The sequence below is a fragment of the Clostridium sp. genome, from assembly GCF_047718555.1.
Taxonomy (GTDB): domain Bacteria; phylum Bacillota; class Clostridia; order Clostridiales; family Clostridiaceae; genus Clostridium_I.
On sequence record NZ_JBDNRK010000046.1, the window covers coordinates 20,698 to 33,718 of the forward strand.

16 protein-coding genes and 1 pseudogene are annotated in these 13,021 nt (G+C 29.8%); 15 read left to right on the forward strand and 2 right to left on the reverse strand.

Features of this window, described 5'->3' with window-relative positions; translation table 11 throughout:
• The first annotated feature begins 212 nt into the window (after positions 1 to 212).
• Positions 213 to 1,358, forward strand: a complete 1,146-nt coding sequence (dgoD, locus tag ABF633_RS15635) for a galactonate dehydratase (RefSeq protein WP_415524823.1) — start codon at positions 213 to 215, stop codon at positions 1,356 to 1,358.
• A gap of 117 nt (positions 1,359 to 1,475) precedes the next feature.
• On the opposite strand, the gene ABF633_RS15640 is transcribed toward dgoD, so the two are convergent.
• Together ABF633_RS15640 and ABF633_RS15645 are read right to left on the reverse strand one after the other, a co-directional pair.
• Positions 1,476 to 2,327: a hypothetical protein gene (locus tag ABF633_RS15640; RefSeq protein WP_415524824.1), complete on the reverse strand. Its 852-nt coding sequence runs from the start codon at positions 2,325 to 2,327 to the stop codon at positions 1,476 to 1,478.
• Positions 2,328 to 2,845: 518 nt separating this feature from the next.
• The gene (locus ABF633_RS15645; protein WP_415524825.1) at positions 2,846 to 3,397 is read right to left on the reverse strand and encodes a helix-turn-helix domain-containing protein; all 552 of its coding nucleotides are present in this window, start codon (positions 3,395 to 3,397) and stop codon (positions 2,846 to 2,848) included.
• A gap of 114 nt (positions 3,398 to 3,511) precedes the next feature.
• On the opposite strand from ABF633_RS15645, the gene ABF633_RS15650 reads away from it, so the two are divergent.
• The 14 genes and pseudogenes from ABF633_RS15650 (at position 3,512) to ABF633_RS15715 (ending at position 12,910) form a co-directional block, all read left to right on the forward strand.
• Entirely contained in the window at positions 3,512 to 4,222 is a 711-nt protein-coding gene (locus ABF633_RS15650) for an AzlC family ABC transporter permease (RefSeq protein WP_415524826.1), read from the forward strand.
• Positions 4,219 to 4,536, forward strand: coding sequence for an AzlD domain-containing protein (locus tag ABF633_RS15655; protein ID WP_415524827.1), 318 nt, complete (start codon positions 4,219 to 4,221; stop codon positions 4,534 to 4,536). Before ABF633_RS15650 ends, ABF633_RS15655 begins: the two co-directional genes overlap by 4 nt.
• A 268-nt stretch (positions 4,537 to 4,804) precedes the next feature.
• Positions 4,805 to 5,359 carry a GNAT family N-acetyltransferase gene (locus tag ABF633_RS15660; protein WP_415524828.1) on the forward strand — a complete coding sequence of 185 codons (555 nt, stop codon included), beginning with the start codon at positions 4,805 to 4,807 and terminating at the stop codon, positions 5,357 to 5,359.
• Positions 5,359 to 5,708: pseudogene (locus tag ABF633_RS15665) on the forward strand (winged helix-turn-helix transcriptional regulator). Before ABF633_RS15660 ends, ABF633_RS15665 begins: the two are co-directional and overlap by 1 nt.
• 176 nt (positions 5,709 to 5,884) lie before the next feature.
• Positions 5,885 to 6,169: a hypothetical protein gene (locus tag ABF633_RS15670; RefSeq protein WP_415524829.1), complete on the forward strand. Its 285-nt coding sequence runs from the start codon at positions 5,885 to 5,887 to the stop codon at positions 6,167 to 6,169.
• Between the two features lie 108 nt (positions 6,170 to 6,277).
• Positions 6,278 to 6,499, forward strand: a complete 222-nt coding sequence (locus ABF633_RS15675; protein WP_415524830.1) for a hypothetical protein — start codon at positions 6,278 to 6,280, stop codon at positions 6,497 to 6,499.
• 314 nt (positions 6,500 to 6,813) lie between these two features.
• Complete coding sequence (locus ABF633_RS15680) at positions 6,814 to 7,227, forward strand: CGGC domain-containing protein (protein ID WP_415524831.1); 414 nt, start codon at positions 6,814 to 6,816, stop codon at positions 7,225 to 7,227.
• 237 nt (positions 7,228 to 7,464) lie between these two features.
• The gene (cax, locus tag ABF633_RS15685) at positions 7,465 to 8,514 is read left to right on the forward strand and encodes a calcium/proton exchanger (RefSeq protein ID WP_415524832.1); all 1,050 of its coding nucleotides are present in this window, start codon (positions 7,465 to 7,467) and stop codon (positions 8,512 to 8,514) included.
• Positions 8,515 to 8,858: 344 nt separating this feature from the next.
• Entirely contained in the window at positions 8,859 to 9,362 is a 504-nt protein-coding gene (locus tag ABF633_RS15690) for a GNAT family N-acetyltransferase (protein WP_415524833.1), read from the forward strand.
• 158 nt (positions 9,363 to 9,520) lie between these two features.
• On the forward strand, positions 9,521 to 10,318 hold the full coding sequence (locus tag ABF633_RS15695; RefSeq protein ID WP_415524834.1) for an alpha/beta fold hydrolase: 798 nt from the start codon (positions 9,521 to 9,523) through the stop codon (positions 10,316 to 10,318).
• A gap of 88 nt (positions 10,319 to 10,406) precedes the next feature.
• A complete protein-coding gene (locus ABF633_RS15700) occupies positions 10,407 to 10,733 on the forward strand; it encodes a DUF3784 domain-containing protein (RefSeq protein ID WP_415523624.1) in 327 nt (108 codons plus the stop codon).
• A gap of 92 nt (positions 10,734 to 10,825) precedes the next feature.
• Positions 10,826 to 10,963: a DUF6483 family protein gene (locus tag ABF633_RS15705; RefSeq protein ID WP_415524835.1), complete on the forward strand. Its 138-nt coding sequence runs from the start codon at positions 10,826 to 10,828 to the stop codon at positions 10,961 to 10,963.
• 21 nt (positions 10,964 to 10,984) lie between these two features.
• The gene (locus ABF633_RS15710; protein ID WP_415524836.1) at positions 10,985 to 12,190 is read left to right on the forward strand and encodes a sensor histidine kinase; all 1,206 of its coding nucleotides are present in this window, start codon (positions 10,985 to 10,987) and stop codon (positions 12,188 to 12,190) included.
• A gap of 66 nt (positions 12,191 to 12,256) precedes the next feature.
• The gene (locus ABF633_RS15715; RefSeq protein WP_415524837.1) at positions 12,257 to 12,910 is read left to right on the forward strand and encodes a response regulator; all 654 of its coding nucleotides are present in this window, start codon (positions 12,257 to 12,259) and stop codon (positions 12,908 to 12,910) included.
• Positions 12,911 to 13,021 lie beyond the last annotated feature (111 nt).

Here is a 13,021-nt window from a genome sequence, read left to right on the forward strand (position 1 = left end):
GCTATTTTTGGGAAAATATTTATAAATATGTATTAAAAATACTTTTAAGCATAAGAATTAAGTTTTGAAAATTAATATAGATATCCAACTTGAAATATAAATTTATGATTTCAAAATCTAGGTTTTAAAATACATTCATAATTATCAATATTTAATTATGAAATTGGATATCTATAATAGAATTTTAATATAGTTCTGGAGGTATGTAATAAATGAAAATAACAGGATTAAAGGTATATAAAATAAAACCAAGATGGATATTTGTAAAGATAAGTACAGATGAAGGTATTGAAGGTTGGGGGGAATTGATTTCAGGTACTAAAACAGAAACAGTAGTAGCTGGAGCCAAGGAAATGGGAGAATATCTTATAGGTAGAAATCCTTTTGAAATAGAGAGATTGTGGCAGGAATTGTACCGCTCCTTCTTTAGAGGTGGTCCAATTAACATGACAGTAATATCAGGAATAGAAATGGCACTATGGGATATTAAGGGTAAATACTTTAATATACCTGTGTATGAATTCTTGGGAGGAGCAGCAAGAGACAGGCTCATGGTATACTCCTGGATAGGAGGGGACAGACCATCGGAAGTTGTTAAAGAAGCACTGGACAGAAAAAATAGGGGCTTCCAGGCAGTAAAAATGAATGCCACAGAGGAATTGCACTATATAGACTCCTTTAAGAAAGTGCAGTCAGTAGTGGACAGAGTTGCATCTATTAGAGAAGAAGTAGGTTATGATCTCAATATAGGAGTAGACTTTCATGGAAGAGTTCACAAGCCAATGGCAAAGGTACTGGCAAAAGAATTGGAGCCTTACAAGCTAATGTTCCTTGAAGAGGTTGTGCTTCCAGAAAATGAAGAAGCCTTTACAGAGGTAGCAAAATATACATCTACGCCGCTGGCTACTGGGGAAAGGCTGTGTACAAGATGGCAGTTCAAAAATATCTTAAAAAGCGGAGTTATAGATATTATTCAGCCTGATCTTGCACTGACAGGGGGTATTCTTGAAGCAAGAAAGATAGCTGCCATGGCAGAATCCTTTGATATAGCAGTAGCACCTCACGCACCTTATGGACCTATAGCTCTTGCTGCAACTCTGCAAATGGATGTGTGTACACCAAATGTATTTATACAGGAACAGAGTCTTGGAATACACTACAATAAAGGTTTTGATCTCTTAGATTTCGTAAAAAACAAGGAAATATTTCAATATAAAGATGGCTATGTAGACATACCTAAAAAGCCAGGACTTGGACTAGAAATTGATGAAGAATTTGTAGAAAAGATTGCACTGGAGGGTCTGGTATGGACAAATCCTAAGTGGAAAAATTATGATGGAACTATAGCTGAATGGTGATAGCTTGAGCTGAAAATTCTGTTTCTATGAAAAAAAGGTTTAACATTGAGTTTAATTTTATTATCAGTGTTAAATCCTTTTTTTTATAAACAACTAAAAATAAACTATGAAAGAAAACTATTTTAATATATGTCTGTACCCAGCAGCTTGAGCTTCTTGTTCCGTTCTAAACCATTGACTAACGTGGGTAGTTCTATCGTAGTAGGGGTCACCTGGAAGATGATATATTTTAGTGCCTTTACTGTCTATATGCCCTTTAATTAATGCCTGCTCGTTTGAAGAGGAAGCTTGTCCTACTGATGCGTTTGAGTTTGGATTATTCTGAGCAGAAGCTTGTGTATTTGGTGTAGTTTTTTGAACTTGAGCAACTTGTTGTGCTTGGGAAGCAGCTTTAGTCTTAGCATCTTGTTGAGCCTTAGCTTGCGCCTCAGCGTCAGCTTTGACTTTTGCCTCTTCCTGGGCTTTAGCTTGCGCCTCAGCATCAGCTTTGGCCTTTGCTTCTTCCTGGGCCTTAGCTTGTGCCTCGGCATCAGCTTTAGCCTTAGCATCTTCTTGAGCTTTAGCTTGAACCTCAGCGTCAGCTTTAGACTTTTCATCAGATCTTTCTTTTGCCTCAACATTAGCTTTGGCATCAGCTTGTGATTTTTGTTTAGCCTTTAACTCGTTTTGTGATTTAGTCGCACTGTTAGCAGCTAGAGATTTTTGTTCAGCAGGTGAAACTGATGTGAATATTGCTCCAAAAAGAAGTACAAATAAAAGACCTATTGCACAGAGAGATTTTATGATTTTTGACCGTTTTTGAAATTTAGCACTTTTCTTAAATAAATAAAAACTGTATAAAACTGAGCATGTAATTAAAAATATTCCTCCTGTTCTCATGGATATAGTTGATAGCACGAAAAAAATAATAATTGCTATTAGAATTTGAAACCATCTACGTCTTAATAAATTATTGTCATTTAACTTCATATAAGTTCCTCCTTATGCGTAATATGTATAATTGTAGTATATCATTAAAAATATTGTAATGTAAAATATTTATTAACTATAAGTGAACGAGTGTTAATAATATTTGTTATACTGAATTTATATATGTTGATAAATTATGATATTATGAAGAAAGTGAATTAATCAATCCTTCTGTAAAAATAAATAATAATTATAGAGTTTATATAGAAGAAGGCACTGAAAAATTAAAGCAAATTTCTGTGCTAAGAAGTTTTAATATACCAGTATAGAAAATCAAGGAAGTATTACTGAATCCTAAAGAAATTGGAAAGATATTTACAGAACATTTAGATAAAATAAAAGTGCAAATTGCAAATATGGAGAGGTACCAAGAAATTCTTGAATTATCTATAAATGATGTTAAATGTATGAGAACCAATATAAAAAAATTATTGATTATATTGTTAAAGAAAAGTTTTAAAAAAAATTGCACCCTAGGGGTGTAATTCTTTCCTTTCCAATTATATATCACTGGAGTGCTATAAATAATAGTGATTTATGATGACCATTTCAACTATGGAATCAGAATTATTTATGTACCTGTGAGGTATGGAAGAATCAAATTGTATAGAATCCCCCATGTCTAAAATATATTCTTTATCTTCAGTGTCTAATATAAGTTCTCCGCTAGAAATAAGTATATATTCCTCACTTTTTTCCCCATGTCCTTCAGAATAATAGGAACTCTTTACATCCAGTACAGCAGTAAAAAGTTCAAAATTTCTTTTATTATTTATAGAGAAATAATTATAGACTTTATATTTGCCATTTTCACTAAGTTGTTCTATAGTATCTTGTTTCTTTACTAAAATTGCATTTGATATATGCTCATCAATAAGGTATGTATAGGGTACCTTTAGACCTTTTGATATTTTCCATATGGTATTAATTGTAGGATTTGATTCTCCACGTTCAATTTGTCCAAGCATAACTTTACTCACACCTGAAAGTTCCGAAAGTTTACTTAGGCTTAGTTTTCTTTCTCCTCTTAATCTTTTCAAGTTTGAAGAAATAATTGAATTTAAATTCATTATGAATGCCACCTCTTGACAAATTTAATAAATAGTTATATATAATTATAGTAAGTTATAACGTACAACATATTTATTATATCATACAAATATTAAAATTATAAGGGGCATATTATGATTAAAGAAAAGGAGTATTTTTCAGGAAATTCTTTATTTTTTCAAGGTATAAAAGATTGTATTCCAACAATATTCGGATATTTAAGTATAGGTTTTGCCTGTGGAGTTGTAAGTAAATCCTGCGGAATGACAATTTTACAGATTGTTGCAATGAGTACTTTTATATATGCAGGTTCTTCACAATTTATAGCTGCAAGTATGATACTATCAATAGTATCTGCTCCAAGTGTAATATTAACAATATTTTTAGTGAATCTAAGACATCTGCTTATGAGTGCATCAATTGCACCATATTTTAAAGGTAATTCACTTCTAAAAAATTTTATCTCAGGTATTCTTTTGACAGATGAAACATTTGTTTTGGCATCAACAAAGGGCAGTATTGAAAATAGGATTAGTTATAAGTGGATGCTTGGAATTAATATAACAGCATATTTAAATTGGATATTTGCTACCTTTCTAGGTGCTTCTTTTGGAAGTTTAATATATAATTACAAAGTATTTGGTCTAGATTTTGCACTTCCAGCTATGTTTATAGGACTTTTAATTTCCAGTATAAAAGAACAGAGCAATAAAAAAAATTCTATAATTATTATTTTTTCAACTGTTATAATTCTAATAGCACTAATTAAGTTTATCTCAGTAAATACGGCAATAATGATAGCTTCAATAGCGGGAGCTCTTATAGGGATGGTGATAGACAAATGAATATTTATATATGGACAATAATTATAGGAGGGACAATAGTTACAATATTACCCAGAATACTGCCTGTAATGTTTATTTCTAAAATCAATTTAAATGACAGAATATCTAAATTTTTAAAATTTATTCCTATAGCTATTTTATCAACTTTAGTAGTATCAGAGCTTTTCATTGTTAATAACAAAGTGAGTATAAATACATATGAAGCAATAGCAGTAATTCCTACAATGATAATAGCCATAAAAAAGAATAATTTACTACTGACAGTTATAGTAGGAGTAATTTCTCTGGCCTTATTGAGGATGATATTTAATTAGAGATTGGATGTAAGCTGATCTATATAATGATATTTTTTAAATAAATTATAGGCTGTATAGAATAATAATGAAAATAGTTCTTCCTATTTAGTGGGATTGCCTGCTGTGGAAAATGCAGAAATATAAAATAATATAAGGTTTACTAATAGCAATTGATGCTTATGATAATGATTAGGTATAATATGAAACTAATTATGTGTTAATATATTGGTAATTAACAGTAAATTAAAGATGATTTATAAATAATGTATGAAAAGGAGAGTTCTATATGAAAAAGTTAGGAACAAAAACCATAGAAACTAAAAGACTTATATTACGGAAGTTTACACTATCAGATGTTGATGATATGTACAAAAATTGGGCAAGCGATGATAAGGTAACCAAATTCTTAACTTGGCCCACTCATAAAGAGATAGAAGTAAGTCGTAGAGTAATTGATACGTGGATAAAAGACTATTCCAATGATAAAAACTATCAATGGTGTATCGAACTCAAAAACACAGGAGAAGCTATTGGTAGTATTGGTGTAGTTGACTATAAAGAAAATATTGAAGCTGTAGAAATAGGTTATTGCATTGGTAGTAAATATTGGAATCAAGGTATCACTTCGGAAGCATTTAAAGCTTTAATACAATTTTTCTTTCAAGAAGTAGGTGTTAATCGTATAGAGTCAAGACATGATCCACTTAATCCAAATTCGGGGAAAGTAATGCTGAAATGTGGTTTAAAATACGAGGGGACAAGGATAAAAGCAGATAGAAATAATACGGGAATTTGTGATGTGGCAATGTACGGAATAATAAACCCGAGAGTATCAGTATAATTTTTGCCCAATCTAAGGAATATCAATATAACTATCCTATTGAAACTCCTATAAGCTTAATCGGCGGTAAATACAAAGCAATCATTTTGTTTCATTTGATAAACAAAACTTTGCGCTTTAATGAATTACAGAAGATTATTCCTCAGGATACTCCAAAATGCTTACGCAACAATTACGTGAACTGGAAGGTGATGGACTAATTGTCAGAACTGTTTATCCAGTAGTTCCTCCTAAAACCGAGTATTCACTCTCAGGATTTGAAGAAAGCATAATCCTTATACTAAATTTAATGTGTGATTGGGGCACTAATTATTTAAATAAATCTCATACTCAGAATGACTCGCTCTAGCATAATCATATATCTGTAAATAATCTAAAATTTATTTCAAACTCTATTTACTTTATTTTTTAAGATGTGCCTTCTATGGTACATCTCTTTTATTCTATAGAGTCTAGAAATACTCTTTAATTCAAGGTATAATTACTACATTATATATAATCAAATAAAAGGAAAAGGTAATTATTATGAAAGATCAACTTAAAAGGAAGCTGCCAATTATAATTGCTATTATAGTTACTTCAATCTTTACTATTATATTTGCAGCTTTATCTATTATTCATAACGATAGCTTTATGTTTCGTATTTTAACTCAAGGAAGTTTATCCATTGCTATGTTACTGAATGGAGTTAATTCTTTTGTTTATCAAAAACATAAATCAATTGCTTTGTTCCAGCTTATTGTTTTTGGATTTTTAATATTCGTAATAATTTCAACAATTCATACTGGATTACTAAAAAATGCTTTTTAATGTTGAAAACTATCTTTTTATTTATAAATAAAATATGGAAATAAGATTTAATCCAAGATACAATAAGTTATAACAGCAAAATTTGATTATAGAATGAGGTATTGATATATGAAAAAATCTATTTTTATTGGTATAGGTATTTTTATTTTGGGATATATTTTTATACTTATTGTTGCAAACCTTTTAGCAAATGGTGATGGTGAGCACTCTTATGAATATGGAATTATATGTGCAATTATTTTTCTTGCAGCAATCGTTGGTACTTCTGCTTCATTGATTCTGAAAAAAATAGATTTAGTTTTAAAAAGTCAGGATAATAAAAAGAAATAACTATATAATATACTTCTTTTGTATTTTGCTTTTAAAAAGTGATGAAGAACTTATTAAAGGAAATTTTTTAAAAGAAGAATACTTAGAAAAGACACTTCAAGGGAATAGCAGCAGGTATTCAAAGCATGTCTGATAAATATTTTAAGAAACAGATTTAAAAATGACGATATAAACTTATACAGAGCTTTAGCTCTGTCTTTTTTTGTTGATAAATTAGGATCAATACTATAGTATTTAAGTATGATTGAGGTCAGCTTAATTTGTAGGATATTATACTATTAATGAAATTAAATAATTTTACAGGAGGGACAAATATGAATACCAAATATGTTGTTATTATTCAATGTGATATTGCACATAGAAGATGCAGTGGATTTGTATGTACAAATGCTTTTTACAATAAGGATGAAGCTTTTAAAGATTATGGTGACGATACAAGATATATTTCTTTTACTTGTGGGGGATGCTGTGGAAAAGGGGTTGCTTCTAAGCTGGAACATTTCTCTAAGAAAGCATATAAGAAAAATAATATTAGTAAAGATGAAGTTGTGGTTCACCTATCATCCTGTATGGTAACTGATAATTATCACTATGACCGATGCCCCCATGCAGATTATATTAAAAGTATAGTTATAAAGAAAGGTTATAAAACTGTAGTTGAAGGATCTTACATAAGTGGAGGAGCAAAAGGAAAAAGAGAAAAAGGTATATATAACTGTTATGATTAAGCTCCTGCCATTACAGTAAATTGAAAGTACTAATAACTGGTATAATGGGACAAGTTATATACTTTACACAATTTATCCGAGGACTACCCACTCTAATACTCCCCTCTTCTTCAAAGTGGGAGTAAAGAGTGGCTACGTCCCTGGATAACGACTTCTAAGCATCAGATGGAGTAAAAACTCCACCTGATGCCAAGAATTCTGTTTATAGAGAATAAATAGTTGAAAGGATTGTTAAAAGTGAAATGGTTAAAATTTTTATTCGTTTTTATTCCAATTAGTATTGTTTTAGAAGTGATAGGATTTCATAATCCACTGGTATTATTTATAGTATCCTGTTTATCCATAATACCCTTAGCAGGGCTTATGGGTGAGGCAACTGAGGAAATTGCTGCTTATGCTGGTTCGAGAGTAGGTGGTTTTTTAAATGCTACCTTTGGAAATGCAACTGAGTTGATCATATCTATATTGGCTATCAGGGCTGGATTATATGATGTAGTAAAAGCTTCAATAGCTGGTTCAGTACTTGGTAATACTTTGTTAGTACTAGGTGCTAGTATGTTTATCGGTGGATTAAAATATAAATCTCAAAAATTTAATAAAAAAGCTATTGGCATGTCTACAAGTATGTTATTACTTGCAGTTATAGGTCTTTGTATTCCAGCAATATTTATGCATTCAATAGACAGTAAACTAATATCTACACGATATGAAAGTCTTAGCATTGGTGTTGCTATAATATTACTTTTAGTATACATATTAGGTCTTATATTTTCTTTCTATACACATAAAGATATTTATGGAACTGAACATGATAGTTCTGACAAAGAAACTAAATGGTCCCTAAAATTCTCTATTCTAGTTTTAGTTATAGCAACTATTCTAATAGCTATGGAATCAGAATTTTTAGTGGGTTCAGTTGAACCAATGTCAAAAGCTATTGGATTAAGTGAGTTCTTTGTAGGAATTATTTTAATTCCTATTGTAGGAAATGCTGCTGAACATAGTACTGCCATTATTATGGCTTTAAAAAATAAAATGGATGTTGCTGTAGAGATATCTATAGGCTCTAGTTTACAAATAATTTTATTTGTGGCCCCTGTATTAATATTTATAAGCTTATTATTTAAGCCAATGAGCATAGTATTTAATGAATTTGAACTCATAGCTCTCATTAGTTCAATATTTATAGTAAGTAAGGTTTCCAGTGATGGAGAGTGCAATTGGCTCGAAGGGATACAATTAATGACGGTATATTTTATAATCGCAATGGCATTTTTCATAATTTAAACTATGAAAAAGCTGAATCGTGATTAAATGAGTACAAGCTATAAAGGTAAGTATATCATTAGGTTCAAGTGATTCTCTAAAAGAAGATATTGAAGATAAAGTTAATTAATAAAATAAAATAATCTAAGCGGAGTTATATGTAAATAATATAACTAAAGCAAACTTTTTTCATAGAGTAATACTCCTTTATAATATTTTTGTAGATGTAGTTTATAGAGCTACATCTATTTTTATATAATAAAATATGGAAATACTATTTAATCCAAGTTATAATTACTATATAAATTGATACGTACCAGCGAGATAATGCGAATTAGTAAATATACACAAAGGGGAAATGGTATATGAATGAACCATACTTATTCGGGTTTACAGAGGCAAAAGAGAATGAACTGAAGATAATGTTGGATATTTATAATTATTACATAGTGAATTCTACAGCCACATTTGATTGGGATAAAATCACATTAGAAGAATTCAAAAATCGTATATTCATGAACAATAATAAATATAAAACATTTTTAATTTATATTAATAATGAATTGATAGGTTTCTGTTTCTTAACACGATTTCGAGAAAAAATAGCCTATGATAAGACTGTAGAATTAGGGTTATATTTAAAACCTCAATTCACAGGAAAAGGATATGGTAAAGAAATAGTCAGATATATGGAAAATATAGCGAGACTAAATCAATTTGAAACTATAATTGTATCTATTTCTGGAGAGAATGTTGCAAGTCTTAAATTATTCAGAAAGTTGGAATATGAACAATGTTCGCATTACAAAGGTATTGCTATGAAATTTGGAAGAAAAATAGATATAATAGATTTCCAAAAAGTAATTTGATAAGGTATAACAAGACATAATAATTGTAACTATTCAATAGCCAAAGTATTTGAATAATTCATACTATATGAATTATTCGCTTTCTTCTTTTAAGACGTAACAGTAAGATATGGCCAATTAAGTATTATTTATATTTTGGAAAGTGAGGTAAATAAACTGTGGAGCATAAAAGTATAAAATCAGAACGTGGTGCAACACATTATTGGATAAATAGAAATATGGATGATAATGCAAGGTGCATTGTTTTTACACATGGTTTAACCGCAAATCATATGATGTTTGAAAAACAAGTTGATTATTTTTCAAACAAATATACTGTCATCACATGGGACGTTCCTTTACATGGAGAATCTCGTCCCTATACCAACTTTTCTTATGAAAATACCGCAATAGAATTGAAATCAATACTTGATGCTGAGAATATTAAGCAGGTTATATTGGTTGGAATGTCAATGGGTGGATACCCAAGTCAGGAATTTGCAATACAGTGTCCAGGGAAAGTAAGTGCGTTTATTGCATTAGATACCACACCATTAGGATTGAGTTACTATTCTGAATTAGACAGATGGTGGCTGAAACAGGTTGAACCGATGGCAAAATGGTTTACTGATAAAATGTTACGCAATAGTATGGCAAAATCGGTTTCAAAAACACAATATGCATATGATATGATGCTTAAAATGCTTGAGCCTTTGAGTAAGGCTGAAATTATTGAACAAATGGGTATAGCCTATGGCAGAGTTTTTGACAGAAAAGAATCAATACATTTTGATTTTCCTGTTCTGATTTTGCTCGGTGAATATGATAAAACAGGAAAAGTGAAACAATATTGTGAAGCATGGTCAAAAAAAGAGGGCTATCCATTGCATATAATTAAAGATGCGGCCCATTTTTCTAATGCGGATAACTATGATGATGTTAACAAAGAAATAAGCAATTTCATTTGTGGATTATGAGCATAATCTATAATTAAAGTCAAGTCATATCTTTCTTATAAGACGACCTAGTAAAATAGGGCAAAATAATTAATTGGAGGATTATAATATGATAGTAGGTATAATTATGTCTTTAATATTTTTCATTTTAGGATTTGTTATAAGAAGTGGAAACGGTGAGTGGTTGATTTCAGGATATAATATGCTTTCAGAAGAAGAAAAAAATGAATATGATAGGTTAGCAGTATGTAAGTTTACTGGTAATTTACTTATATCTTTTGCAATTGTGTTTTCTCTAATAGTTATTTGCAATGGTTACCTAAAATCTTCTTATAAAAATATTGTGACTATAATACTTATAGCATTAGGCATTGTCGTTTTAGTTGGTGGTGCAATTTATGCTAATACTGGTAATAGATTTAGAAAGAAAGAATAAAATATTAATTCGCAACTTTCTTATAAGTCGAATTAAGCAATTGTTATCCTATCAATGTGAAATAGTAAATTAATAGGAATTAGGAGGATATTATGAATATTGGAAAAGAATTTTATAGGCAATTATTTTTAAAAAGCAATGAAGAACTTACAAAAGGAAACTTTTCGAGAAAAGAGATATTTCAAGGCTTAGATGATTTACAGTTTATATATTTCAAGAAAGAAATATAAAAATTTCTAAGAGGTAAACCTATGAAAAAAGAAAATGAATACTTATTTTTATTTATTAGATATTCCATATTTTTTTGTATTTCTCTATCAATAGTAACGCTTAATGTAAATAAAAATCTTGATATATTAAAATTAGTTATATATCTTTTAATCTATATTATAAATACACAATTGAGAATTTATTTCTTTGTGAAACATAGGATATATATTATTATATCAATATTATTTGAGATATTTGTTATATGCCTATTGTACAATAGCTTTAGAGGTTTTACTTTTATCTATTTCTTTTTAGCAATAATAGATGCGTCTACAATGCTGGAAAATATGGAATCAGTAATTATGAATTTAATTTTATATGCAGCCGTAGTTTTAATAAGCTTACATCCTGACTATTCAAATCTTCAGAAGTATGTATACATAAACGTAATTTTTAACACATTAGTAGTTATTGGCTTTAGTTCTCTTGGAAGATATATAAAAAATCAAAGGGATAAAAAAATAGAAGCTCAAAAATTATATGATAAGATTAAAATTTCTGAGGAAAAGCTTAAGGATGCTTATAATAGACTTGAAAATTATTCTTCTACTGTGGAAGAAATGACTATTCTTAAAGAAAGGAATAGAATTTCAAGAGAAATACATGATACAGTAGGACATACTTTATCTACATTGATAATTCAGCTTCAAGCTGTTCCATTTGTATGGAAGTCAAATCCCTCTGAAGCTGAAAATATGATAAATGATATGTTGTCATACACAAAAACTGGTCTTGAAGATGTCCGGCGTGCCGTTAGAGAGTTAACTCCTTTAGCTTTTGATAAGGGTAGTGGTGTATTTTTATTAAAGGAGCTCATCATAAATTTTGAAAAACACTCCAAGGTTAAAATAAATTTTAATCTTTCTAAACATGATTATGATTTAAATTCAGACCAAAGCTTTACTCTCTATAGAGTTTTTCAAGAATGTTTTAGCAACTCTATAAGACATGGACAAGCAACTGAAATAACTATAAATATGAATTTTTCATCAAGTGAAATATATGTACATATTAGAGATAATGGTATCTGTGCTAAAAATATTGAAAAGGGATTTGGATTAACCAATATGGAAAGGAGAATATCATTTATTGGCGGCACCTTTTCATATATTAATCATGAAGATAGAGGCTTTGAAATAAATATACTTATTCCTAGAAATAAAAATATAGCTGAACTAGGCATGTGAAAATAAATAGCAAGTCAAAGATACTGACTGGGCATTTATTCGAAGATGCCTTAAAGGAGGACAACCGTGAGTGAAATAAAAATTGTCATAGCTGATGATGAAAAGTTAATAAGGAGCAGTTTAAATATTATAATTGGCTCTGATCCATGTATAAAAGTTGTAGGGCTTTGCGGCAATGGCGAAGAGGCATATAATCTTTGTAAGGATAATGAGGTAGATGTAGTTCTTATGGATATAAGAATGCCAAAAATTGATGGAGTTTATGGTACTAAGCTTATAAAAGAAATTTCACCAGATACTAAAATTTTAATATTAACTACTTTTAATGACGATGAGTATATTTTTGATGCAATGAAGTTTGGGGCAAGCGGATATTTGCTAAAAGATACTTCACATGAAGTGATAATGGACAGCATAAAAGGCGTTTACCTGGGAAATGTTATAATGAATCCCAATGTGGCATCAAAAGTTATACAAAATACTTCTGTAAACAGGACTACCTCTATAGATGATATAAAAAATACTTTTTCACTGACTGCTAGAGAAATTGATGTAATAAAAAATATAAGTGAAGGCTTAAGTAATAAGGAAATTTCACAAAAACTCTTTGTTACAGAGGGAACTGTTAAAAACTACATTACAGAAATCTTATCTAAACTCAATCTTAGAGACAGAACTCAAATTGCTATATTTGCCTTTAAAAATAATATTATTAAATGAAAAAATTTTACGATACCTTTTGAAGCAAGTTCTTAATTCAGGTGGGGATTCTTTTACCCCATCTGAATTTTAGAACTGCAAATGCATGGCTTACTTGGCGTTGAACTCCCA